Source organism: Pantoea sp. SM3 (assembly GCF_000963995.1).
GTDB lineage: Bacteria > Pseudomonadota > Gammaproteobacteria > Enterobacterales > Enterobacteriaceae > Pantoea > Pantoea rwandensis_B.
Map to the genome: position 1 here is coordinate 156,841 of NZ_JZRD01000033.1, position 24,379 is coordinate 181,219.

Annotated in this window: 26 protein-coding genes; 11 read left to right on the forward strand and 15 right to left on the reverse strand. The window is 54.2% G+C overall.

Annotated elements, in window-relative coordinates:
- Nucleotides 1–54: 54 nt before the first annotated feature.
- On the reverse strand, nucleotides 55–2,334 hold the full coding sequence (gene clpA / locus VI01_RS19040; RefSeq protein WP_034820660.1) for an ATP-dependent Clp protease ATP-binding subunit ClpA: 2,280 nt from the start codon (nucleotides 2,332–2,334) through the stop codon (nucleotides 55–57).
- A 55-nt stretch (nucleotides 2,335–2,389) separates the two neighbouring features.
- A complete protein-coding gene (gene clpS, locus VI01_RS19045) occupies nucleotides 2,390–2,710 on the reverse strand; it encodes an ATP-dependent Clp protease adapter ClpS (protein WP_021508363.1) in 321 nt (106 codons plus the stop codon).
- Nucleotides 2,711–3,032: 322 nt separating this feature from the next.
- On the opposite strand from clpS, the gene cspD reads away from it, so the two are divergent.
- On the forward strand, nucleotides 3,033–3,254 hold the full coding sequence (cspD, locus tag VI01_RS19050; RefSeq protein ID WP_038647847.1) for a cold shock-like protein CspD: 222 nt from the start codon (nucleotides 3,033–3,035) through the stop codon (nucleotides 3,252–3,254).
- 89 nt (nucleotides 3,255–3,343) lie between these two features.
- Here cspD and VI01_RS19055 read toward each other — a convergent pair whose 3' ends face one another.
- Nucleotides 3,344–4,984 carry an ATP-dependent endonuclease gene (locus tag VI01_RS19055; RefSeq protein ID WP_045816283.1) on the reverse strand — a complete coding sequence of 547 codons (1,641 nt, stop codon included), beginning with the start codon at nucleotides 4,982–4,984 and terminating at the stop codon, nucleotides 3,344–3,346.
- Between the two features lie 135 nt (nucleotides 4,985–5,119).
- On the opposite strand from VI01_RS19055, the gene VI01_RS19060 reads away from it, so the two are divergent.
- The 3 genes from VI01_RS19060 (at nucleotide 5,120) to ltaE (ending at nucleotide 8,916) form a co-directional block, all read left to right on the forward strand.
- Nucleotides 5,120–6,016, forward strand: coding sequence for a lysine exporter LysO family protein (locus VI01_RS19060; RefSeq protein WP_045816284.1), 897 nt, complete (start codon nucleotides 5,120–5,122; stop codon nucleotides 6,014–6,016).
- Nucleotides 6,017–6,126: 110 nt separating this feature from the next.
- Nucleotides 6,127–7,848: a ubiquinone-dependent pyruvate dehydrogenase gene (gene poxB, locus VI01_RS19065; RefSeq protein WP_045816285.1), complete on the forward strand. Its 1,722-nt coding sequence runs from the start codon at nucleotides 6,127–6,129 to the stop codon at nucleotides 7,846–7,848.
- 69 nt (nucleotides 7,849–7,917) lie between these two features.
- On the forward strand, nucleotides 7,918–8,916 hold the full coding sequence (gene ltaE, locus VI01_RS19070) for a low-specificity L-threonine aldolase (RefSeq protein ID WP_038647855.1): 999 nt from the start codon (nucleotides 7,918–7,920) through the stop codon (nucleotides 8,914–8,916).
- Between the two features lie 163 nt (nucleotides 8,917–9,079).
- On the opposite strand, the gene VI01_RS19075 is transcribed toward ltaE, so the two are convergent.
- Both VI01_RS19075 and VI01_RS19080 read right to left on the reverse strand, forming a co-directional pair.
- Nucleotides 9,080–9,904 carry an N-acetylmuramoyl-L-alanine amidase gene (locus tag VI01_RS19075; protein ID WP_045816286.1) on the reverse strand — a complete coding sequence of 275 codons (825 nt, stop codon included), beginning with the start codon at nucleotides 9,902–9,904 and terminating at the stop codon, nucleotides 9,080–9,082.
- Nucleotides 9,904–10,224, reverse strand: coding sequence for a heavy metal-binding domain-containing protein (locus VI01_RS19080; RefSeq protein WP_038647859.1), 321 nt, complete (start codon nucleotides 10,222–10,224; stop codon nucleotides 9,904–9,906). The genes VI01_RS19075 and VI01_RS19080 overlap by 1 nt, the downstream gene beginning before the upstream one ends.
- Nucleotides 10,225–10,321: 97 nt before the next feature.
- On the opposite strand from VI01_RS19080, the gene VI01_RS19085 reads away from it, so the two are divergent.
- The 6 genes from VI01_RS19085 (at nucleotide 10,322) to artJ (VI01_RS19110) (ending at nucleotide 14,887) form a co-directional block, all read left to right on the forward strand.
- Nucleotides 10,322–10,861 carry a lipoprotein gene (locus VI01_RS19085; RefSeq protein WP_045816287.1) on the forward strand — a complete coding sequence of 180 codons (540 nt, stop codon included), beginning with the start codon at nucleotides 10,322–10,324 and terminating at the stop codon, nucleotides 10,859–10,861.
- A 239-nt stretch (nucleotides 10,862–11,100) separates the two neighbouring features.
- A complete protein-coding gene (gene artP / locus VI01_RS19090) occupies nucleotides 11,101–11,829 on the forward strand; it encodes an arginine ABC transporter ATP-binding protein ArtP (RefSeq protein WP_045816288.1) in 729 nt (242 codons plus the stop codon).
- A 15-nt stretch (nucleotides 11,830–11,844) separates the two neighbouring features.
- The gene (gene artJ / locus VI01_RS19095) at nucleotides 11,845–12,576 is read left to right on the forward strand and encodes an arginine ABC transporter substrate-binding protein (protein WP_038647863.1); all 732 of its coding nucleotides are present in this window, start codon (nucleotides 11,845–11,847) and stop codon (nucleotides 12,574–12,576) included.
- A 6-nt stretch (nucleotides 12,577–12,582) separates the two neighbouring features.
- Nucleotides 12,583–13,296 carry an arginine ABC transporter permease ArtQ gene (gene artQ / locus VI01_RS19100; RefSeq protein WP_038647865.1) on the forward strand — a complete coding sequence of 238 codons (714 nt, stop codon included), beginning with the start codon at nucleotides 12,583–12,585 and terminating at the stop codon, nucleotides 13,294–13,296.
- Nucleotides 13,297–13,299: 3 nt separating this feature from the next.
- Entirely contained in the window at nucleotides 13,300–13,968 is a 669-nt protein-coding gene (artM, locus tag VI01_RS19105) for an arginine ABC transporter permease ArtM (RefSeq protein WP_045816289.1), read from the forward strand.
- Between the two features lie 187 nt (nucleotides 13,969–14,155).
- Nucleotides 14,156–14,887 carry an arginine ABC transporter substrate-binding protein gene (gene artJ, locus VI01_RS19110; RefSeq protein WP_045816290.1) on the forward strand — a complete coding sequence of 244 codons (732 nt, stop codon included), beginning with the start codon at nucleotides 14,156–14,158 and terminating at the stop codon, nucleotides 14,885–14,887.
- Nucleotides 14,888–14,950: 63 nt separating this feature from the next.
- Here artJ (VI01_RS19110) and rlmC read toward each other — a convergent pair whose 3' ends face one another.
- From rlmC to VI01_RS19160, 10 genes are all read right to left on the reverse strand, one after another.
- A complete protein-coding gene (gene rlmC, locus VI01_RS19115) occupies nucleotides 14,951–16,087 on the reverse strand; it encodes a 23S rRNA (uracil(747)-C(5))-methyltransferase RlmC (RefSeq protein WP_045816291.1) in 1,137 nt (378 codons plus the stop codon).
- Nucleotides 16,088–16,135: 48 nt separating this feature from the next.
- Entirely contained in the window at nucleotides 16,136–16,600 is a 465-nt protein-coding gene (locus VI01_RS19120; protein WP_045816292.1) for a YbjO family protein, read from the reverse strand.
- Nucleotides 16,601–16,798: 198 nt separating this feature from the next.
- A complete protein-coding gene (gene potI / locus VI01_RS19125; RefSeq protein WP_045816293.1) occupies nucleotides 16,799–17,644 on the reverse strand; it encodes a putrescine ABC transporter permease PotI in 846 nt (281 codons plus the stop codon).
- Nucleotides 17,641–18,597 carry a putrescine ABC transporter permease PotH gene (gene potH, locus VI01_RS19130; RefSeq protein ID WP_034820712.1) on the reverse strand — a complete coding sequence of 319 codons (957 nt, stop codon included), beginning with the start codon at nucleotides 18,595–18,597 and terminating at the stop codon, nucleotides 17,641–17,643. The genes potI and potH overlap by 4 nt, the downstream gene beginning before the upstream one ends.
- Before the next feature lie 9 nt (nucleotides 18,598–18,606).
- Entirely contained in the window at nucleotides 18,607–19,740 is a 1,134-nt protein-coding gene (potG, locus tag VI01_RS19135) for a putrescine ABC transporter ATP-binding subunit PotG (RefSeq protein WP_156149387.1), read from the reverse strand.
- Between the two features lie 119 nt (nucleotides 19,741–19,859).
- The gene (gene potF / locus VI01_RS19140; protein WP_038647879.1) at nucleotides 19,860–20,969 is read right to left on the reverse strand and encodes a spermidine/putrescine ABC transporter substrate-binding protein PotF; all 1,110 of its coding nucleotides are present in this window, start codon (nucleotides 20,967–20,969) and stop codon (nucleotides 19,860–19,862) included.
- A gap of 373 nt (nucleotides 20,970–21,342) precedes the next feature.
- Nucleotides 21,343–21,822 (reverse strand): YbjN domain-containing protein, encoded by a 480-nt coding sequence (locus VI01_RS19145; protein WP_038647881.1) that lies wholly within the window; start codon nucleotides 21,820–21,822, stop codon nucleotides 21,343–21,345.
- A gap of 86 nt (nucleotides 21,823–21,908) precedes the next feature.
- On the reverse strand, nucleotides 21,909–22,811 hold the full coding sequence (gene rimK / locus VI01_RS19150) for a 30S ribosomal protein S6--L-glutamate ligase (RefSeq protein ID WP_038647884.1): 903 nt from the start codon (nucleotides 22,809–22,811) through the stop codon (nucleotides 21,909–21,911).
- 17 nt (nucleotides 22,812–22,828) lie between these two features.
- Nucleotides 22,829–23,551, reverse strand: a complete 723-nt coding sequence (nfsA, locus tag VI01_RS19155; RefSeq protein WP_045816295.1) for an oxygen-insensitive NADPH nitroreductase — start codon at nucleotides 23,549–23,551, stop codon at nucleotides 22,829–22,831.
- A 12-nt stretch (nucleotides 23,552–23,563) separates the two neighbouring features.
- On the reverse strand, nucleotides 23,564–23,815 hold the full coding sequence (locus VI01_RS19160; protein ID WP_038647888.1) for a DUF1418 family protein: 252 nt from the start codon (nucleotides 23,813–23,815) through the stop codon (nucleotides 23,564–23,566).
- 261 nt (nucleotides 23,816–24,076) lie between these two features.
- Between VI01_RS19160 and VI01_RS19165 the strand changes: the two genes are divergently transcribed.
- Nucleotides 24,077–24,340, forward strand: coding sequence for a GrxA family glutaredoxin (locus tag VI01_RS19165; protein WP_034820748.1), 264 nt, complete (start codon nucleotides 24,077–24,079; stop codon nucleotides 24,338–24,340).
- The last annotated feature ends 39 nt before the right edge of the window (nucleotides 24,341–24,379 follow it).

The following is a 24,379-nucleotide window of genomic DNA, read 5'->3' on the forward strand; positions in this document are numbered from 1 at the left end:
CGAAAAAAAAGGCCGGATTTTCATCCGGCCTTTTCTTATCTGCGACTCAGCACATCAGTGCACAGTCCCTTCGGTTTTCCGTTTTTCCGCACTCAGGAAATGGTAGGTCAGCTGGTTTTTTTCTTTATCCAGCGCCACCGAGACTGAACCGCCATCCACTAATGAACCAAACAGCAGTTCGTTAGCCAGTGGTTTCTTCAGATTCTCCTGCACCGCACGTGCCATTGGACGGGCACCCATCGCTTTGTCATAACCCTTATCCGCCAGCCAGTCACGAGCATCATCACTGACTTCCAGCGAGACGCCTTTTGCATCCAGTTGCGCTTGCAACTCGACGATGAACTTATCCACCACCTGATGGATCACCGCGGTATCCAGATGACGGAACCAGATAATGTTATCCAGACGGTTGCGGAACTCTGGCGTAAAGATCTTTTTGATCTCTTCCATCGCGTCGGTGCTGTTGTCCTGCTGAATCAAACCAATCGACTTACGCTCAGTTTCGCGAACACCGGCGTTGGTGGTCATCACCAGCACCACATTGCGGAAGTCCGCTTTGCGGCCGTTGTTATCGGTCAGCATGCCGTTATCCATCACCTGCAGCAGCAGGTTAAAGACATCCGGGTGCGCTTTCTCGATTTCATCCAGCAGCACCACCGCATGTGGATGTTTAATCACCGCATCGGTGAGCAAACCACCCTGATCGAAACCAACATATCCCGGAGGTGCACCGATCAAACGGCTAACGGTGTGGCGCTCCATATACTCGGACATATCGAAACGCAGCAGCTCAATCCCCAGGGCTTTCGCCAGCTGAACCGTCACCTCGGTTTTACCGACGCCGGTTGGCCCAGCAAACAGGAATGACCCCACCGGTTTACGATCCTGACCGAGACCGGCACGGCTCATCTTGATGGCTTCAGTCAGTGCTTCAATCGCGTTATCCTGGCCAAACACCAGCATTTTCAGACGATCGCCGAGATTTTTCAGCGTGTCGCGATCGGTGGCTGACACACTTTGCTCTGGGATACGCGCAATACGTGCCACCACAGATTCAATATCAGACACATTGACCGTTTTTTTACGCTTACTCACCGGCACCAGGCGCGCACGCGCACCGGCTTCATCGATCACGTCAATCGCCTTATCCGGCAGATGACGATCGTTGATGTATTTAACCGCCAGTTCCACGGCTGCACGCACCGCCTTCGCGGTATAACGCACATCATGGTGAGCTTCATACTTGGGTTTCAGGCCGTTAAGAATCTGCACGGTTTCTTCGACAGAAGGTTCGGTAATGTCGATCTTCTGGAAACGACGCGCCAGCGCACGGTCCTTCTCAAAGATGTTGCTGAACTCCTGATAGGTGGTTGAACCCATCACGCGGATTTTCCCGCTGGAGAGCAACGGTTTGATCAGGTTAGCGGCATCCACCTGGCCACCGGAAGCGGCACCCGCACCGATAATGGTGTGAATTTCATCAATAAACAGGATGCTACTGGTGTCTTGTTCCAGCTGTTTTAGCAGCGCTTTGAAACGTTTTTCAAAATCACCACGGTACTTGGTACCCGCAAGCAGCGAACCGATATCCAGTGAGTAGATGGTGCAATCTTTCATCACTTCCGGAACATCGCCCTGCACAATGCGCCAGGCCAGCCCTTCCGCAATGGCGGTTTTACCCACGCCAGATTCACCCACCAGCAGCGGGTTATTCTTACGTCGACGGCACAATACCTGAATGGCACGCTCCAGCTCTTTATCGCGGCCGATCAGCGGATCGATTCCGCCGACACGAGCAAGCTGATTAAGATTGGTGGTGAAGTTTTCCATACGTTCCTCCCCGCCTGCTTGCTCTTCGTTAACCGGATTCTCCGCATTATTTTGCGGCTGGCCCGGCTCATCTTTACGCGTACCATGGGAGATGAAGTTCACCACATCGAGGCGGCTGACTTCGTGCTTGCGCAGCAGGTAAGCCGCTTGTGACTCCTGCTCGCTGAAAATGGCGACCAGCACGTTCGCGCCTGCAACTTCGCTGCGACCGGATGACTGGACATGGAATACCGCACGTTGCAACACGCGCTGGAAGCTGAGCGTCGGTTGTGTATCGCGCTCCTCTTCACTGGCTGGCAGCACCGGTGTGGTTTGTTCGATGAAGGCTTCGAGTTCCTGTCGCAGAGCCACGATATCCACCGTACAGGCTTCCAGTGCCTCTCTGGCCGACGGGTTACTGAGCAATGCCAGCAACAGATGCTCGACGGTCATAAATTCATGACGGTGCTCGCGCGCTCTGGCGAAAGCCATGTTTAAACTGAGTTCCAGTTCTTGATTGAGCATTTGGCACCTCCCCCAATTATCGCTCTGACGACCTTTCCCCTATATGGAGACGGGCTCAGGCTTTTTCCAGCGTACACAGCAACGGATGTTGATTCTCTCGTGCGTAATTGTTCACCTGGGCGACTTTGGTTTCCGCCACTTCTGCAGTGAATACACCACAAATCGCCTTTCCGTGGTAGTGAACTTTCAACATCAGTTGCGTTGCACGTTCAACATCATAAGAAAAGAACTTTTGCAGAACGTCAATAACAAATTCCATAGGTGTATAATCGTCATTATTCAGAATGACTTTATACATCGAAGGCGGCTTTAACCCTTCGCGTACTTTATCTTCGGCTAAATGTTCAAAATTAAGCCAGTCGTTTGTGTTTGCCATAATGTTCCGTCGAAATTCTGCGTTACGATTGCGCGCATTTCTGCGCTCATTCCTAAGTTTAACATGTCTGTCAAGCCACCTTTCCCTTAAGAAAAAACGGTCCTAAAAGCCCATGCGCGACCTGTATCACAAAATTTGCAATAGCGTTAACTGCCTCAAATTTTGATGAATTTCTCCCCGTGCGCCAGGGCCGTTTGCTTGACGATAAGTACCGTTTCTCTACATTCTACTTACACAAGCTGATTGAGTTTTAAACAAACTCGACTCACAGCTTCAATGACCTCACCTACTGTTCAAAATGTCTTGCGAGGGAAGTAAAAGCATGGAGACGGGTACTGTTAAATGGTTCAACAACGCCAAGGGCTTCGGCTTTATCTGTCCGATTGGCGGCGGCGACGATATCTTCGCACACTACTCCACGATTCAGATGGAGGGATACAGAACGCTGAAGGCCGGCCAGCAGGTTCAGTTCGATGTCCATGAAGGGCCAAAAGGCAATCACGCCAGCTTGATTGTGCCCTGTGAAGTCACGCAAGTCGCCTGACGCGCGCCTCTTCATTCATTCTGACCACTCCCGAAAAAAAATGCCAGCCGCAGACGCTGGCATTTTTCTTTTGCGAATTTTCCCGCACCTCAATCCGCCCGTCCGCGTGCTAACCACATCACGCGAGCAAACAACTGATCCAGCAAGGCGGGAATCGCCTGCGGCCCACGCTCTGCCGCCGCCATGGCTACCGCAATCGCCAGCTCGGGTTTCGAGCTGTGATGAATCGCTTTGGTAATAATACGCCGCGCATTCATCGGCACGTTTAACGGCAGGTGCGCCATGTCGTGATAAACATCGCTGAACCCCTGCTTATAGAGAAAATGTTCTATATCCGGGGCCGGGAACTGCGTCAGATGGTCGTCTTGCCGTTCATGCTCCTGCAGTTGGCTCCGGGCGCTGGCTGCATACTTATTGCCCGCTTCATCGCCATCCGTTAACACATGCCAGGCGATGCCCATGCGTCTGGCAAACTTCAACAGCGGCTTAAGACCAGACTGCGCAAATTCGATGACTTTGACCCCTTCGGCCGCAAAATGGTAGCCGCGCTGCCGTGCCAGTTCATTGATGATCCACACTTCCGTTTCTCCCTCCACCAGTAACCAGCAGCGGGCAAAGAGTGCCGAGGGGCGATTCACGCGGATATGAAATCCAATACGGCGGCTCTCCTCTGCGCTCAATCCTTCAGGACCAATCCGCCATGCCGCAACGCGTGTAGGTTCACGCACCAGGCGACAAATATTCTCCAACGGCACCTGAGATAACAGCTCCCCCGAATTGGTGGTGGTGATTTTTTGCAGCGGCATTAAATCCAGCAGGTTCCACGCCACTGACAGCATAATCGGATGCAGTCGCGTTTCCGGATCCTCAACCAGCAGCAAGGGGTGAGCGCCCGGCGGCAACGCTTCATTGCCGTGCGCCTGAATCAGTAAAGAGAACATGCGCAATAAAATGACCTGGCGACTGCGTGATTCCGTTCCGGCAATCAGGTGGTTAAGCTTGTCGAGTGAGCGCCAGCCTTGCGAACCGTCGCGCAATTCAGGTGCGACACGCGCCGCGCTGACCCCCGGTTGCTGCACAAGGAAGTAGTGCTCCAGCAATTGCTGCATGGTGTGCAAGCCCTGACGCAGTAAATCGTCACTTAAATTCTGTGGCTGCACGACCAAATCCCGGGTTAATTTCTCGACTTCCTGTGACAATTCACTCAGCGTCGTGGCCCGGCGATCCGCATCGGTGCTGCTGTGTCGTCCACGCCGGCCAAAGCGCGCATCGCGCAGTCTGAGCACTGGATAGAAGGCTCGCAGATGCGCCAGCGCTGCCTCAGTACCTTCCATCGCCAGCACATCGCCATTTTGGTCGATGAAGCGCCAGGTGGTTTTCACGCCATGCTCATTGCGCCGCGCACGGGTGCTGAAGCGGATAAAACGCCCGTTTTCATCGCGCTGCCAGAAAGGCTGGAACACCGCTTCGTCATCGCCCGCTTGTGCACGAAAGCGAAACACCAGTTGCAGCTGACGCAGACGGGCTTCCAGATCGCCCGGTGGGAAGTGAAAATCATGCTCGGTAAATTGATAAGGTTCAGCCGCAGGTGCCAGTAATAGTGTCAGCGCATCCAGCAGGCTGGATTTACCCCAGGCATTTTCACCAATCAGCAGATTGGTATCGGTGAGTGGCAACGACAGCCGATTGATGCCACGAAAACCGCGAATATCGATATGTTCCAGAAACATCATGCCATCCCTTGAGTGCTTTGCCTGAGCATGGTTCGCCTCGTTAAGTTGGTCAAGTTAATGCATGGGTAAAAGGTTTACACTTCAACTATTTTCCGCTAGCTTGCGGCCCTCTCCCACGGATGGAAACGCTCTATGTATGGCTTAATCATCATTCTGTTGCCACTGATTGCTGGCTATTTACTGCATGTGACCCGTGCCAATCTGCTGCGTGGCGTCGCTCGCCTGTTGAGCGCTCTGGTGTACATCATCCTGTTTTTTATGGGCACCAGCCTCGCTTTCCTCGATAACCTCAGCAGTAATCTGCTCACCATTTTTCACACCGCCTTGATCAGTATGCTGTGCATTCTCGCTTGTTCCCTGATGGCTTTCTGGCTATTGGAGAAGCGCGTGCCGTGGCATCACCTGCACAAGCAGCAAGCCCTGCCTTCCCGTCTGCACATGGCGCTGGAATCCCTCAAGCTGTGTGGCTCGGTACTGGGCGGATTCCTGTTGGGATTAAGCCAATGGTCAATTCTGCGCCACGCATCAACCATCAGTGAATATGCCCTGATGCTGATGTTGTTCCTGGTCGGCATTCAACTGCGCAGCAGCGGCATGACCTTGCGTCAAATCACGCTCAATCGTCGCGGCATGCTGGTGGCGGCGGTGTCGCTGTGCAGCGCCTTAATTGGTGGGATGCTGGCCGCATTATGGCTCGATTTGCCAATCAAAACCGGCCTGGCGCTTGCCAGCGGCTTCGGCTGGTACTCGCTTTCAGGCATTCTCATGACGGAATCGTTTGGGCCGGTGATTGGCAGTGCTGCTTTCTTTAACGATCTGCTGCGTGAACTGATCACCATTATGCTGATCCCGCTGTTGATCAGCCGTCAGCGCAGTATGACGCTGGGTTTGAGTGGCGCCACCTCAATGGATTTCACCCTGCCGATTCTGCAACGCACCGGCGGCATGGAAATTGTCCCGGCCGCGATCGTGCACGGTTTTATCATGAGTTTACTGGCCCCGATTCTTATCGCGCTGTTTTCCGCCTGAGCACCGAGCGCATTTTTTCACGGCTGCGCGCGCCTTCCTTCGTCTACGCTTTCTGACTGACAGGTTTCCGCCATCGGGACGGATGGCAAAACACCAGAAAGGAGCAAACGATGAAGCAAACTGTGGCGGCACTGCTGGCCAAAACCCTGGAAAGCGCCGGTGTGAAACGCATTTGGGGTGTCACGGGCGATTCTCTTAATGGACTCAATGACAGCCTGAATCGCATGGGCACCATTGAATGGATGCCCACTCGCCATGAAGAGGTGGCGGCCTTTGCGGCAGGCGCTGAAGCGCAAATCAGCGGAGAACTGGCGGTATGCGCCGGTTCCTGCGGCCCAGGCAACCTGCATCTGATTAACGGGCTGTTTGACTGCCACCGCAACCATGTGCCAGTACTGGCGATTGCGGCTCATATCCCCTCGAGTGAAATCGGCAGCGGTTACTTCCAGGAAACGCATCCGGAAGAGCTTTTCCGCGAATGCAGTCACTATTGCGAACTGGTGTCCAACCCTGAGCAACTGCCGCAGGTTCTCGGCATCGCCATGCGCAAAGCGATTCTCAATCGTGGTGTATCGGTCATCGTGCTTCCGGGCGACATTGCCCTGAAACCGGCGCCGGAAGGGGCGCGTAGCGAGTGGTATCCGCCGCAATTACCCCATGTTGTGCCTAACGCCAGTGAAATTGCCCGGCTGGCCGACACGCTCAACCATGCCAAAAATATTACGCTGATGTGCGGCAGCGGCTGTGCTGGCGCGCACGCTGAAGTGGTGCAACTGGCAGAAACACTGAAAGCGCCCGTGGTGCACGCCATGCGCGGCAAAGAGCACATCGAGTACGATAATCCCTACGACGTCGGCATGACCGGCTTAATCGGCTTTTCATCCGGTTATCACGCCATGATGAACGCCGACACGCTGGTGCTACTGGGTACACAGTTCCCTTATCGACCGTTTTACCCGGCTGATGCCCATATCATCCAGATTGATATCAATCCCGCCAGCCTCGGTGCGCATAGCCATGTCAACATGGCGCTGATTGGCGATATCAAAGCCACACTGCAGGCGCTGCAACCTCAGCTCGCCAGCAAAAACGATCGGCACCATCTCGACAGCGCGCTGGAACACTATGCAGAGGCGCGCAAAGGCCTGGACGACCTGGCCACCGCCAATGATAAACAAGCGATTCATCCGCAATATCTGGCACAGCAAATTAGCCATTACGCGGCCGAGGATGCGATTTTCACTTGTGATGTGGGCACACCTACGGTGTGGGCTGCGCGCTATCTGAAAATGAACGGCAAGCGCCGCCTACTGGGATCGTTCAACCACGGTTCGATGGCCAACGCGATGCCACAGGCGCTCGGCGCCCAGGCCATCGATAAGCAGCGTCAGGTCGTGGCGCTGTGTGGGGATGGTGGCTTCAGTATGCTGATGGGCGATTTTATTTCCGTCGCCCAGTTAAAGCTGCCGGTAAAGCTGGTGATTTTCAACAACAGCGTGCTGGGCTTTGTGGCAATGGAAATGAAAGCGGGCGGCTACCTCACCGATGGCACCGATCTGGAAAACCCCGATTTTGCCGCGATTGCCACCGCCTGTGGCATTAAAGGCCTTCGCGTCGAGAAAGCCTCTGAACTTAACAGCGCGCTGGAACAGGCATTCGCACATGATGGTCCGGTGCTAATCGATGCGATTACCGCTAAGGAAGAGCTCTCGATGCCACCGCAGATCAAAGCCGAGCAGGCCAAAGGGTTCAGCCTGTATATGCTGCGCGCGATTCTGAATGGACGTGGCGATGAGATCGTTGAACTGGCGAAAACTAACTGGCTGAGGTAAAACGGATAACCAGGCCAGATAACTCACAACGCGGGCGCTCAGCCCGCTTTTTTGTTTCAGGAGAGCGATGTGATCGATTTACGCAGTGATACCGTAACCCGCCCAAGTGCCGCCATGCTGGATGCGATGATGGCCGCCGAAACTGGCGATGATGTCTATCGCGATGATCCCACCGTCAATGCGCTGGAACGCGAGGCCGCACGCCTGAGTGGCAAAGCCGCTGCGCTGTTCTTCCCAACCGGTACTCAGGCCAACCTGGTGGCACTGCTCTGTCACTGCCAGCGCGGCGATGAATATATCGTCGGCCAGCAGGCACATAACTATAAATACGAAGCGGGTGGCGCGGCGGTGCTGGGCAGCATTCAGCCTCAGCCTATTTCTCATGCCGAAGATGGATCGCTGCCGCTGGCGGATATTGTTGCCGCCATCAAACCGGATGACATCCATTTTGCGCGCACGCGCCTGCTAAGTCTGGAAAACACCCATCACGGTAAAGTGCTGTCGCAGAGCTATCTGGAGCAAGCGTGGAAGCTAACGCGTGAGCACAAACTGGCGCTGCACATTGATGGCGCCCGTATTTTCAATGCCGTGGTGGCGCAAAATGTTGAGCTGAAAGATATCGCGCGCTATTGCGATACGCTGACCATCTGCCTGTCCAAAGGGCTGGGTACGCCGGTCGGTTCACTGCTGTGCGGTGATGAAGCCTACATTGAGCAAGCACGTCGCTGGCGTAAAATGACCGGTGGCGGCATGCGTCAGGCAGGCATCCTGGCCGCGGCAGGTCTGTACGCACTGAAGCACAATGTCGCGCGCCTGAAAGAAGATCATGACAATGCCGCCTGGCTGGCGGAGCAACTCAGCGCCATTGGCGTAGAGGTACTGAATCAGCACACCAACATGCTGTTTGTGAAAGTACCGGCGGATCAGGTTGACGCACTGAAAAGCTGGATGCACTCCGGCGATGTGTTGATGAGCGTAGGCCCGGTCACACGTATTGCCACCCACCTTGATGTCAGCCGTCAGGATTTACAACGTCTGGTTGCACACTGGCAGGCGTTTTTAGCGTAACAAAGCTCAGGTTGTCTTGCAGGGACGGTCTTCGGGCCGTCCACAAGTTCACCCTAGCGAGCCCCCTACTTCATCTTTACATCACCGTGCCGTACCGTTCTTCGCCAGTCACGCCTGTGCTATCGCCAGCGTTTCTGCATCGGCGATGTCATACACCGTTTCATCACTGCGCTGCGCCGTATTTCGCCAGTAACGCCCGGGCTATCGCCAGCGTTTCTGCATCGGCGATGCCTCGATAATCCCGCGCACGGAAGTGCATCTGAAACGCCGCGATAAGCTTACGCTGCATTTGCGGGGTATTCGCAGAATTGACGTCATAACCATAGCGCTGCAGCGCATCCAGCAGCTCGGCCTGATCGATGGGCGCACCCGCCGCGTGCCCGTTCAAATAACGCTGTACCGTGTCACGATCGGGCCATGCGCCCAGCCCCTGCTCCGCCAACTGCTGCCAGGGGAACAGCGGGCCAGGATCCTGCTTCCGCTGCGGCGCGATATCGCTGTGCCCCACCAGATTCTCAGGCGTAATGGCATAGCGCTGCGTGATATCTTTCACCAGCGCCACCAGCACGCTGATTTGCGCTGGCGTAAACGGCTGCCACTCCACGCCAGTTAATGTCCGCGTATAACCACGATTGACGATCTCAATACCAATCGACGTGTCATTGATGCGGGTCGCACCGCGCCAGAAACTCGGCCCGGCATGCCACGCCAGTTCAGGCTCCGGCACCAGTTGCCAGATCACACCCTTACCCCGTTTCTGCGCGGGCTGCTGTGGAATGAGATAGTGTGCGCTGACTTCACGATCGGTCAGCGTGGCCAGTGAGGAAGGCAGATCTTCGGCGGTATAGTGGATCACCACCACTTTGATACGAGGCCGCGCGCCCTGTGCCGGATGCGCGGTATCGACCCAATAGCCTTGTCTTGATTCCAGCGAGGAGTGGCAGGCGCTGAGCAGCAGCGCCATCATCAAAGCGACAACGACCCGCATCAGCGAATGATCACAGCCGTTCCGGTCACGCTGACCATCAGCATGCTACTGTCTTTACCCACAGTTTCATAATCGATATCAATGCCCACGACCGCATTCGCACCCAGCGCCTTTGCTTGCTCTTCCAGCTCTTCAAATGCAATCTGCCGCGCTTTGCGCAGCTCTTTTTCATAAGCTCCGGAACGACCACCGACGATATCGCGAATCCCGGCAAAGAAGTCGCGAAAAATATTGGCCCCGAGAATCGCTTCACCGGTAACCACACCGCAATATTCACTGATGCTGTGCCCTTCTAACGTGGGCGTGGTGGAAAATTTCATTTTTCTCTCCTGAGGTGAACAGCTCGTACGGCGTAAAAGCGAGACTATACTCTATGCTAAAAATGACGCTTTGCCAGTGAACAATAAGGAAATCGAGATGAGAAACAATGCCTTTGCGCTGCTTGTTCCCGCTGCGTTACTGCTCAGTGCCTGTACCACCGTCGAACCGGTGATCAAAGATAACGGACCGCGCACTGCCAGCTGTGTCGACGGTGGTCCAGATAGCGTCGCGCAGCAGTTTTACGATTTACGCATCAGCCAGCCCGGCCAGGGTCTGCCCGATAGCACCACGCTGGCAAAATATCGCCCTTACCTGAGCGATCGCCTGTATCAAAAACTACTGGGTGCCAGCACGCAGAGCAGCAAACCTGCCTCGTGGAGCCAGAGCGATCTGTTCTCCAGCCTCGCGCAGGGTCCAACGTCGGCGGAAGTTGCCAGCGCCTCAACCATTCCTAATCGCGATGCACGTAATATTCCACTGCGCGTCGATTTGAGTCGCGAGGGTAAAAGCTGGCATGACGAGGTATTGATGATTCATGAAGGCACCTGCTGGGCTGTGGATGATATTCGCTACGTCGGTGACTGGCCGCACGCAGGTGGCGGGTCGCTCAGCCAACTGCTGGAAGAGAAGAAATAGCTGTTCAATTTTACCGCACTCAGTTCTAAACATAAGCGCGCCGCATCTTTGCGGCGTTTTTTGTTAATTTTTCATCAATAAATTGCAGCCAGCGAGTCCTTCCCGGCGTTGACCTGCGCGATATTGTGCTACGCTATGGGGACTTCACTGCTGTTTAATAAATTTTAACCCACCACAATTGCATAACTATTCTGGTGACGTTAAGATCCGCGGCACTAATTACTATTCATTTTTTGCGCATGAGTATTCAACTAAACGCCATAAACTGTTTTTACGGTGCCCATCAGGCACTGTTCGATATCAACCTGGCTTGCCCGCAGGGAGAGACGCTGGTGTTGCTCGGGCCGAGTGGCGCGGGTAAAAGTTCGCTCCTGCGCGTCCTCAATCTGCTGGAGCAGCCGCGTTCCGGCAGCCTGCAGATTGCCGGGAATCACTTCGATTTCAGCAAAGCACCGTCAGACAGCGCAATCCGTGAACTGCGCCAAAACGTGGGCATGGTGTTCCAGCAATACAATCTGTGGCCTCACCTAACCGTGGTGCAAAATCTGATTGAAGCACCGTGTCGCGTGCTCGGTCTCAGCAAAGAAGCCGCACGCGCGCGCGCTGATAAACTGCTGGAACGTCTGCGTCTGACCCCTTTTGCCGATCGTTTTCCCTTGCATCTTTCCGGTGGCCAGCAACAGCGTGTGGCGATTGCCCGAGCGTTGATGATGGAGCCGCAGGTGCTGTTGTTTGACGAACCCACCGCCGCCCTCGACCCTGAAATCACCGCGCAGATCGTCAGCATCATTCGTGAGCTGGCACAGACGCAGATCACTCAGGTGATTGTGACCCACGAAGTCGAAGTGGCGCGTAAAACCGCCAGCCGCGTGGTGTACATGGAGAACGGCCATATCGTTGAGCAAGGCGATGCCAGCCACTTTACACAGCCGCAAACCGAAGCGTTTGCACATTATCTTTCGCACTAAGTCAGGATGCATCTAATGAAAAAAGTCGTACTTGCTGCACTGCTTGCCGGTCTGAGCCTCAGCGCTTCTGCTGCGCAAACCCTGCGTTTTGCCACCGAAGCTTCATATCCTCCGTTTGAATTTGTCGACTCTGACAACAAGATTCAGGGCTTCGATGTCGATCTGGCCAATGCGCTGTGTAAAGAGATTGATGCGACCTGTACTTTCACTAATCAGGCGTTTGACAGCCTGATCCCCAGCCTGAAATTCCGTCGTTTTGACGCCGTAATGGCGGGTATGGATATCACCCCAGAGCGTGAAAAGCAGGTGCTGTTCTCCAAGCCTTACTACGATAATTCCGCGATCTTTATTGCCCAGAAAGGCAAGCTGGCGAACGTTGATGCGCTGAAAGGTAAACGCGTTGGCGTTCAGAACGGCACCACGCACCAGAAATATCTGTCTGATAAACACAGCGACATCACCGTTGTGCCTTACGACAGCTACCAGAACGCGGTTCTGGACCTGAAAAATGGTCGTATTGATGCGGTATTTGGTGACACCGCCGTGGTGAACGAATGGCTGAAACAGAATGCCAACCTCGCACCACTGGGTGAGAAAGTGACCGATAAAGATTACTTCGGTACCGGTCTGGGTATCGCCGTCCGTCAGGGCAACACCGAACTGCAGGGCAAATTCAACACTGCCCTGGAAAAGATCAAAGCTGACGGCACCTACAAAACCATCTACAACAAATGGTTCCAGCAGTAATCCCTGATGAATGAAATGATTCCACTCGCAAGCGCCGCCGGCATGACTGTCGGCCTTGCTGTTTGTGCACTTATCGCCGGCCTTGTGCTGGCGATGATTTTTGCTGGCTGGGAAACCGTCCGCTGGAAACCGCTGGCGTGGATCGGTACCGCGCTGGTGACGCTGATCCGTGGTCTGCCGGAAATTCTGGTGGTGTTGTTTGTCTACTTTGGTGCTTCACAGCTGCTACTGACCTTATCCGATGGCTTCCATATCAATCTGGGCTTGTTTAGCATTCCCGTGCAGGTACAGATTGAAAACTTCGACGTCAGCCCCTTCCTGTGCGGTGTGATTGCCCTCGCGATGCTTTATTCTGCCTATGCCTCCCAAACGTTGCGCGGCGCACTGAAAGCCGTGCCTGTGGGCCAATGGGAATCCGGCCAGGCGTTGGGTATGAAGAAGTCGGCGATTTTTTTCCGCCTGATCATGCCGCAAATGTGGCGTCATGCGCTGCCGGGTCTTGGCAATCAGTGGTTGGTGTTACTGAAAGATACTGCGTTGGTGTCGCTGATTAGCGTGAATGACATCATGCTGCAAACCAAAAGCATTGCCACGCGCACACAAGAACCCTTTACCTGGTATCTGGTGGCTGCGGCCGTCTACCTGATTATTACGCTGTTCAGTCAGGCGATACTGCGCCGTATTGAATCGCGCACCACGCGTTTTGAACGGGGAGCCTGACGCATGCTGGATTACTTACCCGAGCTCCTGAAAGGGTTGCATACCAGTCTGACCTTAACGGTGGCCTCACTGATTGCCGCGCTGCTGCTGTCGCTGCTGTGCACCATCGTGCTTTCAATGAAAGTCCCGGTGCTGAACTGGCTGGTAAAAGGCTACATCACGGTATTTACCGGCACCCCACTGCTGGTGCAAATCTTCCTCATTTATTATGGCCCCGGCCAGTTTCCCAGCATTCAGAACGTGCCGTGGTTATGGCATCTGCTATCACAGCCCTGGCTTTGCGCGTTGATTGCGCTGTCGCTCAACAGTGCAGCCTATACCACTCAACTGTTCTACGGTGCAGTTCGCGCTATCCCCTCCGGGCAGTGGCAATCCTGCGCTGCGCTGGGTATGAATCGCAAAGACACGCTGCGTATCCTGCTGCCGTATGCGTTTAAACGTGCGCTATCTTCTTACTCAAACGAAGTGGTGCTGGTGTTTAAAAGTACCTCACTGGCGTACACCATAACGTTGATGGAAGTGATGGGACACGGTCAGTTGCTGTATGGGCGCACCTATGACATCACGGTGTATGCCGCTGCCGGGCTGATCTATCTGGTGGTCAACGGTTTGCTCACGTTGATGATGCGTTTAATCGAAAAGCGCGCACTGGCATTCGAACACCGCAATTGATTGCTGTCGTGGCGCGATTTATCGCGTTTGTCTGAGATGAAAGTGTTGCGGACAAACGCGTCATATCTCGCGCTGCTACACCGCCAACAACATATGTAATTTTTTAATCATATACTTTGCATATAAATTCATTTGCTGGCATCGTGTAATCCGTTCTATCTCTGGCATGGTTTACAGGAGTCACATAATGAAAAAATGGATTGTTGCTGCGGCGCTGGCAACACTGGCAATGAATGCTTATGCGGCGGAGAAAATTCGTTTCGCCTCTTCTGCGACCTATCCCCCGTTTGAATCCCTCGATCACGACAACCAAATTGTCGGCTTCGATATCGATCTGGCAAAAGCCTTATGTCAGCAAATGAAAGCGGATTGCACCTTTACCAATAACGCATTTGACAGTTTGATCCCTTCGCTGAAATTCCGTCGTTATGATGCGGTCATCTCAGGCATGGACATCACGGCAGAGCGCAGCAAACAGGTCGATTTCACTCAGCCTTACTACGCCAACTCCGCGATTGTGATTGCCCAAAAGGGACAGTTCACCGACTTTAGCCAGTTGAAAGGTAAGCGTGTAGGGGTAGAAAACGGCACCACGCACCAGAAATACCTGCTGGAGAAACATCCAGAAGTGATCGCCGTGTCTTACGACAGTTATCAGAACGCGATTCTCGACCTGAAAAATGGTCGTCTGAACGGCGTGTTTGGTGATAGCGCGGTGGTCAATCAGTGGCTGAAGGCTAACGACGATCTCAGCGCGGTGGGTGAGCATATTACCGATACCGAATACTTCGGCACCGGCTTAGGCATTGCGGTGCGTAAAGGCAATGCAGCGTTATTGAAAGAGATGAATGACGCACTGGTGGCGCTGAAAGCCGATGGCACCTGGCAGCAAATCAACCAGAAGTGGTTCCCGGAATAAGCATTATGGAGCCGCGTGGCGTGCCACCTGACAGGTTCTGCACGTCCTCCGTTCAGGCGGTGGCTACGTGGCTCCACCCTTCTTAATCAGCAGCGTTAGCACTTCAAAGTGTGCCGTGTGCGGAAACATATCAAACAGCTGGACGCGGCTCACCGCGTAGTCTGCCAGGCGTGCAATATCCTGCGCCATCGTGCTGGGATTGCAGCTTGAATAGAGAATGTAGTCTGGCGCCATTTCACTGAGATAAGCACACAGCTCAGCCCCAATACCGCGACGCGGCGGATTAACCAGCACCAGCTGTGGCACCTGTTCATGCGATGTCGCGAACCGGGTGGAATCTAGCGCGGCGAAACTCACTTTATCGAGCCCCAACTGTTCAGCCGATTGCTGCGCACAGGCAATGGCTTCCGCATTGATTTCAATACCGGTCAGCTGCATCTCGGGCGTGGCACAGTGCAAACCGAAACCGCCCACGCCGCAGAACAGATCCCACATACTGGTCACCGGCAACTCTGCGACCCAATCACGCGCCGTGGCATACAGATCTGCTGCGACCTGCGGGTTGGTCTGAAAGAAACTCTGCGGACGAATATACAGCGGGACCTGATTGAAACATTCTGCCAGTGCCTGATCGGGCGTCAAAGCAATCTCTTCTTCCCCTTCCAAAATCGCCATATGTACTGGCTGGATATTGGCGGAGATCACTTTCAACTGCGGCAACTGCTGCTGCAACCAGGGTAAAGCCGCGCGCAACTGCTCCAGCTTGCGGGTGGATCGCAGCACAAACCGCAGCATCATCCCACCTTGCGAACTCTCGGTAAGCAGCAGGAATTTCAGTTCGCCGCGTTGACGCGCCACGTTGTAGGGTGTCAATCCAGCGCGGGCAATAAAGGGTTTTAGCACATCAAACACCGGCGCAAAGCTGGCGGGATAGAGTGGGCAATCACACAGATCCACCGGTTCGCCATCACGCGCCATCATGCCGAAAATCGGCCGTTCGACGCTGCCGCTCACCACCATTTTAGCTTTATTACGAAAACCCTGCAGCGGCGAGGTCACCGGCAGTAAATATTCTGCCACCGCGGTCTGCGACAGCAACTGCTCGAGCAGCGACTGCTTCTCGCTAAGCTGCTGCGGATAGGGTTTCTCCAGCCACTGGCATGAACGACAGCGACCGGCATCATAAAGCGCGCAATACATGGAAAGGCCTGTATATCAAAATCGGGAGAAAAACGGGGGCAGATTGTATCACCGGGCGCGGAAAAAAGCGCGGCTGCTGGCCGGCACAAACAGTAGCAGCAACACCAGCACATCCGGTACTTTCTGCATCAACGTGTGATGAATGATCTGCGCATTGGTTTCACCAGGAATACTGAAAATTTCCGGGTAGATCCAGCCGACAGATGCCATGAGCATGTAACCGAGCACAATAATTTGCGCCACCACATAACCCCAGCGTCCGCGATTGCTGCCACGCAGCAGGGTAAAAGCACAGCGCAGTTCAAACAGAAAGATCAGCTGACTGGCGATAAAAATCAGCGTGGAATCCCACGCCTGCGCACTGCGGTGGACAAAGTTGGCTATTTCGTCGTAACCCAGCTCATTGGCCAGCATCAGCACGCTGAGACAGCGTGTGGCAATGATGGCGATCCCCGCGACCATCACTGGTGCAGGCGTTGAATTGGCCATCGCATTTTTGAGGGTTTCCGACATGGTTTGACTCCGTAACCATAAAAAAACGGGCAAGTCTTACCCCAAAATAATTCACGTTTTAGGAAGGCGGCAAGTGTGCGAATCCTCAGGAGCTTACCTAAGTAAGTGACTGGGGTGAACACACGTTGCCAACGCATCTACAACGTGAAGTATGAAGGGTAAACCGGCCCGTTATTATATTGGCAAATGTTACGGGTTTCAGCCACGTCTGGCTTTCTGAATATCGCGTAAACGTTGCTTTTCTTCGTGCGCCATAAAGCGCCAGGCGATAAATCCGACCAGGCCGACGACAAACAGAATCAATGAGGCTAACGCATTGATCTCTGGATTGACGCCGCGTCGCACAGTAGCAAAGATCGCCATCGGCAGCGTCGTGGCGCCCGGCCCGGTGACGAAGCTGGCAATCACCAGATCATCCAGTGATAGCGTAAAGGCCAGCAGCCAACCGGTGACAATTGCCGGAGCAATCATTGGCACGGTTATCACGAAAAACACTTTCAGCGGCGTCGCCCCGAGATCCATTGCCGCTTCTTCGATGGAACGATCCAGCTCGCGCAGACGGGAGTTGATCACCACCGCCACGTAAGCAGTACAGAAGGTGACGTGCGCCAGCCAGATGGTGAGCATGCCACGATCGCTCGGCCAGCCGAAGGTATTGCCCATCGCCACAAACAGCAGCAGCAGTGACAGCCCGGTGATCACATCTGGCATCACCAGCGGCGCGGTGAGCATAAACGCAAAACCGCTATGCCCACGGAAACGGCCGAAACGCACGATGATTACCGCGGCCATGGTGCCCAACACCACCGCCATGGTAGCGGAGAGCGCCGCAATGGTCAGGCTGAGGCCAACGGCATCCAGCATCGCATCGTCCTGGAACAGCACTTTGTACCAGTGGAACGAGAAGCTCTCCCACACAGTCACCAGCTGCGAGCTGTTAAAGGAGTAAACCACCAGCAGCAACATTGGCGCATACAGGAACATAAAGCATGCAACCAAAATCGCTGTGCGCCACGGAGAGCGAATGGTCGGTAACTGATTCATTCCTTCTCTCCTAACTCACGATTTTGATGCTTGTGGAACCAGATGATCGGCAGAATCAAAATCAACAGGATGATCACCGCCAGCGCCGAAGCCACCGGCCAGTCACGGTTGTTAAAGAACTCCTGCCACAGGATACGGCCAATCATGATGCTGTCCGGCCCTCCCAGCAGTTCCGGGATCACGTACTCCCCTACCGCCGGGATAAACACCAGCATCGAACCGGCGATAATGCCGCCTTTGGTGAGTGGCACGATCACGCTAAAGAAGGTTTTCAGCGGACGCGCCCCCAGATCCAGCGAGGCCTCGACCAGCGAGTAGTCGATACGGGTTAACGCGGTATAGATGGGCAGCACCATAAACGGCAGATAGCAGTAAACGATACCGATATACACCGCGGTATTGGTGTAAAGAATCACCAGTGGATGATCGATAACCCCCAGCCACATCAGGAAGCGGTTAAGAATACCGTTGTTGTTCAGTAAGCCCATCCACGCGTACACGCGCACCAGGAATGAGGTCCAGGAGGGCAAGATGACCAGCAACAGCAGAATAGTGCGCATTGAAGGCTTACTGTGCGCCACCGCCCAGGCCAGCGGGTATCCGATCAGCAGACAGATCACGGTAGAAATCGCCGCCACCTTGAGTGAAGTCAGATAGGCTTCGGCATACAGTGGATCGTCCGTCAGTGTGATGTAGTTACCGAGATTCAGCACCAGATTGAGTTGGTCATCGGCCCAGGTCACCAGATCGGTGTAAGGCGGAATGGCACGCGCAATATCGGCGAAACTGATCTTCAGCACGATCAGGAACGGCAGCAGAAACAGCAGGATCAGCCAAAGATAAGGCAAGGCGATCACCAGCTTGCGACCATGCAGCATTTTAATACGCGTGCCCCAGCGCTGCAGCGGTGTACCCACCACTTCCGGCTCGCTGCGTTGAGAAATCTGGCTCATTACGCCTCCTTAAACCGTCAGAACCACACAGCTGTCGGCGTCCCAGCACAGGCGAACTTCATCACCCCATGTTGGCGCACCTTTGCGGTAGCGATGTGCATTCTGCAGCTGCGCGCTGATCATCTGACCGCTACGCAGGCGAACGTGATAAATCGACAGGTCGCCGAGATAAGCGATATGCACCACTTCACCCACGGCAAAGTTGCAGCCATCCGCCGGCACCTCTTCGCACAGCATCACTTTTTCCGGACGTAAAGCGACATGCACGGGCACGTTATCGATGATGGAGACATCGGTCTGCACTTTAAGCGGATGCACCAGGCCCGGCGCATCGATCACCACGCCCTCTTCCGTGCGCTCAAGCAGCAGGCCATCAAACACGTTAACTGAACCGATAAATTCGGCGCTGTAACGGCTGGTAGGATGCTCGTAGATCTCTTCCGGCTCACCAATCTGCACAAATTTGCCACGGTTCATGATCGCGATACGACCGGCCATAGTCATCGCTTCTTCCTGGTCGTGCGTGACCATTACGCAGGTCGCGCCAACGCGTTCAAGAATATCCACCACTTCGTGCTGCATGCGGTCGCGCAGTTTCTTATCCAGCGCGCCCATCGGTTCATCCAGCAGCAGCAGTTTGGGGCGTTTCGCCAGGCTACGCGCCAGCGCCACACGCTGGCGCTGGCCGCCAGAGAGCTGGTGCGGCTTACGTTTCGCAAACTCTTGCATGTGCACCAGCGTCAGCATTTCTGCTACGCGGCTGCTGATTTCGCCTTTCGGCAATTTATCCTGCTTCAGTCCAAAGGCGATGTTCTGTTCCACCGTCATGTGCGGGAACAGCGCGTAGGACTGGAACATCATATTAATTGGGCGCTGATAAGGCGGAACGTGCGACAGGTCTTGCCCATCCAGCACAATCTGCCCGCTGGTCGGTGGCTCAAAACCTGCCAGCATGCGCAGTAAGGTCGATTTTCCGCAGCCGGAAGCACCCAGCAGGGCAAAAATTTCACCTTTATAAATGGTCAGGCTGACATCATCCACGGCGTGCTGGCCGTCAAAAGATTTGGTCAGGTTGCGAATTTCCAGCAGCGGCGTTAACGCCTTAGCCGTTTTATTTGGGGGGCGGGGAATCGCGTCGTTCACTAACATTTCTCCGGCGCTAAGCGGTGTAGCGCGGCACAGCCAGCCGCTAAAATGGCACAACAGAGGCCATCACCGCGCCTCTGTTGTCGTCTACAGGTAATGAATCCGTTTAGAACGAATTACTTACCACTTTTTACTTTAGTCCATGCACGGGTGCGCGCACGATCCAGTTTCGGATCCTGGACTTTGAGCACAAACAGCTTGGCCATCGCATCCGGCGTAGGGAAGATGCCCGGATTGTTGCGCACATCCGCATTGATCAATGGCAGTGAAGCCTTGTTGCCGTTGGCGTAGTTCATCTTGTTAGAAACATCCGCGATCACTTTTGGATCCATGATGTAGTTCAGCCACTGATAGGCTGCATCGAGGTTTTTCGCGTCTTTCGGAATCGCCATCATGTCGAAGAAGGCCAGAGCCCCCTCTTTCGGCACGCTGTAACCCAGGTGCACGCCGTTGTTGGCTTTGACTGCACGATCTTTCGCCTGCAGGATATCGCCCGACCAGCCGATCGCCACGCAGATGTTGCCATTGGCCAGGTCGTTAATGTACTGAGACGAATGGAAGTAACGGATATTAGGACGCAGCTTCAGCAACAGATCCGTGGCGGCGCCGGTGTAATCTTTCGCGTCAGAGCTGTTCGGATCTTTGCCGAGATAATTCAGTACGGTGGCGAAAATCTCTTCCGGTGCATCGAGGAAGGAAACACCACAGCTTTTCAGTTTTTCCAGGTTTTCTGGCTTCAGCACCAAATCCCAGCTGTTGACGGGCGCATCAGTGCCCAATGCGGCTTTCACTTTATCGACGTTGTAACCGATGCCAGTGGTGCCCCACAGATACGGAATCGCATATTTGTTACCCGGATCGTGCTGCGCGACTTTCGCCATCAAATCAGGATCGAGGTTTTTGTAGTTTGGCAGTTTGCTCTTATCCAGCTCCTGGAACACACCCGATTGAAGCTGACGTGCGAGGAAGCTGGAAGAAGGCACGACGACATCGTAACCGGTTGAACCGGCCATCAGTTTACCTTCCAGCACTTCGTTGGAATCGAAGACGTCGTAGACCACTTTGATGCCGGTCTGCTTTTCAAAATTCGGCACGGTGTCGGCCGAAATATAATCGGACCAGTTATAGACGTGCAGCGTTTTATCCTCTGCCTGAGCACTAACGGCCGTCGCCATAAGCACACCTGCAACCACACCTGGCAACCATTTTTTACGTTGGTTGATCATGTTTTACTTCCTCCTGAGGGGGTCATCACAACGCTGCATACACGCGGTCCTGACGTTGCGTTTTTTCTGTTTAATCACAGACACACAATGAATCAATATTCAGCGGGAGTTTAATAGCAAAAACCTATAGTTGTGCTGAGGTTGCATGTCTCAAGCAGCCCCGCAAGAATAGCCCCCCTGCTTCACGCGTGCCAGATCTCAGCGTAAAAAACGCCTTTTTGCGATATTTTATGCATGTTTCTGCTATGGGGTTTGGCACTAGCGGCATAAAGCACGACTAATATCTGGCAATAAAGGGCAAAATGCAGAATAAAAAGTGGTAGGGCTAAAATGAAAACTGCCGCAAAAAGCGGCAGTTAGCGAGGCGGGGAACTCAGTGCAGCATCGCGTGGCTGCTGGAGCTGGGTTGTCGCTCCTCTTCTTCGCCCATCATCAGCAAATTATTGGCAAAGGCTTCCATAATCACCATGGAAACGCCCTCTTCACTTTGCTTCATAAAGTGCGAGAACTGACCAAAGGTTAATCCGGCAGTGGTACTGATCGACTGGCAGACAATCAGCTTGGGCAGATTGTCATCCTGAATATCGATAAAGGCCTTCACCGTAAGCGAACTGGCATTGATCTGCGATAAATCGCCGACCAAAGGAATAAGTGCTGTGGGTTTCACTTCCGCGAGGGCCGAGAAAAGGATGACGTTGTCCACCAGGTCGATTTTTGCATCAAACACCCCGTCAAAATTCTGCATGTGCGGCAGGTGCAGTGCCTGGCAGGCATCGCATTCGAACCAGGTGATATTTTGTTGATCCAGCCAGCGACGCAGGATGTCGATGTCAGGAACGACCAGTGAATCCATCGTTATGTCCTGTGGGGTGAAGAAATAAGCGCCTTAGCTTACGGAAAAAGTCCCTCTGATGCCACGAAAACCACGTAAAAGCGCGCCTAGCCCCCGGTTTTAAGACGATAGCCGGGGCAGGCATGCGCTTCTACCCAGTGAATCATCATTGAAGCGATGTCGAGGCCGGTGGTACCTTCAATGCCCTCAAGCCCTGGCGAAGCATTCACCTCCATCACCAGCGGGCCGCGATTGGCGCGTAAAATATCCACCCCTGCGATTTCCAGCCCGAGCGTGGACGCGGCTTTCACGGCGATTTCGCGCTCTTTTTCGGTGATGGTCACCGCGTGCGCTTTACCGCCACGATGAAGATTCGAGCGGAAATCCCCCTCTTTCGCTTCACGCTCAATCGACGCCACCACTTCATTGCCAATCACCAGGCAGCGAATATCTCGCCCCTGTGCCTCTTTGATAAACTCTTGCACCAGAATGTGGGCGTTAAGGCCACGAAATGCATCAATCACGCTCTCCGCCGCCTGCCGCGTTTCAGCCAGCACCACGCCAATCCCCTGCGTGCCCTCCACTAATTTCACCACCAGCGGCGCACCCCCCACCATGGCGATCACATCCTGAGTATCGTCAGGCGAAGAAGCGAACCCGGTGATCGGCATATCAATGCCTTCACGCGCCAGCAGCTGCAGCGATCGCAATTTGTCACGCGCCCGGGTGATGGCCACCGATTCATTCAGCGGATAGCTGCCCAACATCTCGAACTGGCGCAGCACCGCCGTGCCGTAAAAGGTGGTCGCCGTGCCAATGCGCGGGATAACGGCATCAAAATGGCCCAGCGGTTCGCCACGATAATGCACCGCGGGAGAATCGGAATTGATGTTCATGTAGCAGGAGAGTGGATCGATCATCTGCACCTGATGGCCACGCTCTTCCGCGGCGTCGCGCAGGCGCTTACACGAATACAGCGTTCCATCACGCGTGAGAATGGCCATCTTCATTGCAGAGTTCCTTGTGCTTAGCGCGTTGCCCAGCCCTGTTGATGCAGATAATCCAGCATAAACGGACGCATTTCTTTAATGATCAGGCGTTGAATCAGTTCGCTCCAGGTTTCCGAACGCTGGTTGCTGTCACGCTGCTGGTAATAAGCCGTGATTTGGTTATCGTACTGGGCCAGCACGCTTTTATCGACAGGTTGATAGCGATTTTCATGCACCAGCATCGCCGCTGGCATGCGGGGTTTCACGTCTGGGGCAGAAGCGGGATGACCGATGCAGAAACCAAACAGTGGCAGCACAAATTTCGGCAGTTCCAGCAAATCTGTGACTTGCGCGATGCTATTACGGATGCCACCAATAAACACCCCACCCAATCCCAGCGATTCCGCTGCGACCATGGCGTTTTGTGCCATCAATGCCGTATCCACACAGCCCAACAGCAACTGTTCGGCGCGCCCAAGATGGGCATCCGGGCAGATCTGCTGATGACGATTAAAGTCGGCACAAAACACCCAAAATTCAGCGGCGGCACTCACCCACGGTTGCCCGCCGGTGAGTTGCACCAGCTGTTGACGCTTTTCCTGGTCGGTAATGCGAATAATTGAGGAGCACTGTAAAAAGCTGGAGGTCGAGGCCGCTTGTGCTGCAGCAATGATCGCGCTGCGCTGGGCATCATCAATGCCCTGCTCGGTAAAGGCGCGAATGGAACGGTGGCTGCACAGTAAATCGATGGTCGGCGTCATAATCCTCTCCGGTTACTTCTTCTTGTGGTTGTGATTGAACAACTGCGGTGCCATCGCTTGCGCGGTACGCCACATCATCAGCCAGGCGGCTGGCAACATCAGCGCAATGCCAAGGAAAAACAGCAGCGTGGCCAGCGACTTTTTCGCCATAAAATCCGGCGCGCTAATCCAGTCGTTGACCAGCAACAGCGCCCCCGTCACCGCAAGTACGCCAAGCACTTCCAGCAACAAAACCGGTTTAGGCAACGTGGCCAGATTACGCATGGGTGATTTCCTCAGTTGCTCAATAGGTCAGTCGCATTTTAGACCCGAATAATTCGCTCTGCAGCAAGGCGTGGCTATCACCAGCCGCTTAACTGGAGCCAAACGCATCTGCAGAGTGAAGTATGATGGACATAGATTGCGGTCATTAGAGTAACAGGCATTTTCTTCTTTGCTTAAGCAGGATGGGCGGGCATGATGTTAGCCATTATTCACGCTGTAATGTGAAACTGGTCACAAAACAGCAGCGGAAGGAGAGAAGCAATGATTGCAGTGATTTTTGGCCGTTCAAGCTGCCCATACTGCGTACGTGCGAAAGAGTTAGCCACCAAGCTGACCAGCGAGCGCGATGATTTCAACTATCAGTACGTCGATATTCAGGCGACCGGCATCACCAAGGCCGACCTGGAAGCACGTGCCGGCAAACCGGTGACCACCGTGCCGCAGATTTTCCTTGATGACCAGCACATAGGTGGTTACACCGAATTTGCGGCCTGGACCAAAGAAAATCTGGGTGTTGAAGCCTAATCAAGCGGGCCTGCGGGCCTAATGCCAGTCAGTTAAGCC

Bases quoted from the DNA above. Each gene is read 5' to 3' on its own strand.
- artJ (WP_038647863.1), top strand. From the start codon at position 11,845: ATGAAAAAAGTCGTACTTGCTGCACTGCTTGCCGGTCTGAGCCTCAGC.
- artJ (WP_045816290.1), top strand. From the start codon at position 14,156: ATGAAAAAATGGATTGTTGCTGCGGCGCTGGCAACACTGGCAATGAAT.
- VI01_RS19075 (WP_045816286.1), bottom strand. From the start codon at position 9,904: ATGCGGGTCGTTGTCGCTTTGATGATGGCGCTGCTGCTCAGCGCCTGC.
- nfsA (WP_045816295.1), bottom strand. From the start codon at position 23,551: ATGACGCCGACCATCGATTTACTGTGCAGCCACCGTTCCATTCGCGCC.
- VI01_RS19085 (WP_045816287.1), top strand. From the start codon at position 10,322: ATGAGAAACAATGCCTTTGCGCTGCTTGTTCCCGCTGCGTTACTGCTC.
- artM (WP_045816289.1), top strand. From the start codon at position 13,300: ATGCTGGATTACTTACCCGAGCTCCTGAAAGGGTTGCATACCAGTCTG.
- rimK (WP_038647884.1), bottom strand. From the start codon at position 22,811: ATGAAGATGGCCATTCTCACGCGTGATGGAACGCTGTATTCGTGTAAG.
- cspD (WP_038647847.1), top strand. From the start codon at position 3,033: ATGGAGACGGGTACTGTTAAATGGTTCAACAACGCCAAGGGCTTCGGC.
- VI01_RS19160 (WP_038647888.1), bottom strand. From the start codon at position 23,815: ATGCGTAATCTGGCCACGTTGCCTAAACCGGTTTTGTTGCTGGAAGTG.
- VI01_RS19145 (WP_038647881.1), bottom strand. From the start codon at position 21,822: ATGGATTCACTGGTCGTTCCTGACATCGACATCCTGCGTCGCTGGCTG.
- clpS (WP_021508363.1), bottom strand. From the start codon at position 2,710: ATGGCAAACACAAACGACTGGCTTAATTTTGAACATTTAGCCGAAGAT.
- potF (WP_038647879.1), bottom strand. From the start codon at position 20,969: ATGATCAACCAACGTAAAAAATGGTTGCCAGGTGTGGTTGCAGGTGTG.
- VI01_RS19080 (WP_038647859.1), bottom strand. From the start codon at position 10,224: ATGAAATTTTCCACCACGCCCACGTTAGAAGGGCACAGCATCAGTGAA.
- potI (WP_045816293.1), bottom strand. From the start codon at position 17,644: ATGAATCAGTTACCGACCATTCGCTCTCCGTGGCGCACAGCGATTTTG.
- artP (WP_045816288.1), top strand. From the start codon at position 11,101: ATGAGTATTCAACTAAACGCCATAAACTGTTTTTACGGTGCCCATCAG.
- VI01_RS19055 (WP_045816283.1), bottom strand. From the start codon at position 4,984: ATGTTTCTGGAACATATCGATATTCGCGGTTTTCGTGGCATCAATCGG.
- clpA (WP_034820660.1), bottom strand. From the start codon at position 2,334: ATGCTCAATCAAGAACTGGAACTCAGTTTAAACATGGCTTTCGCCAGA.
- poxB (WP_045816285.1), top strand. From the start codon at position 6,127: ATGAAGCAAACTGTGGCGGCACTGCTGGCCAAAACCCTGGAAAGCGCC.
- VI01_RS19060 (WP_045816284.1), top strand. From the start codon at position 5,120: ATGTATGGCTTAATCATCATTCTGTTGCCACTGATTGCTGGCTATTTA.
- rlmC (WP_045816291.1), bottom strand. From the start codon at position 16,087: ATGTATTGCGCGCTTTATGATGCCGGTCGCTGTCGTTCATGCCAGTGG.
- VI01_RS19120 (WP_045816292.1), bottom strand. From the start codon at position 16,600: ATGTCGGAAACCCTCAAAAATGCGATGGCCAATTCAACGCCTGCACCA.
- artQ (WP_038647865.1), top strand. From the start codon at position 12,583: ATGAATGAAATGATTCCACTCGCAAGCGCCGCCGGCATGACTGTCGGC.
- potH (WP_034820712.1), bottom strand. From the start codon at position 18,597: ATGAGCCAGATTTCTCAACGCAGCGAGCCGGAAGTGGTGGGTACACCG.
- VI01_RS19165 (WP_034820748.1), top strand. From the start codon at position 24,077: ATGATTGCAGTGATTTTTGGCCGTTCAAGCTGCCCATACTGCGTACGT.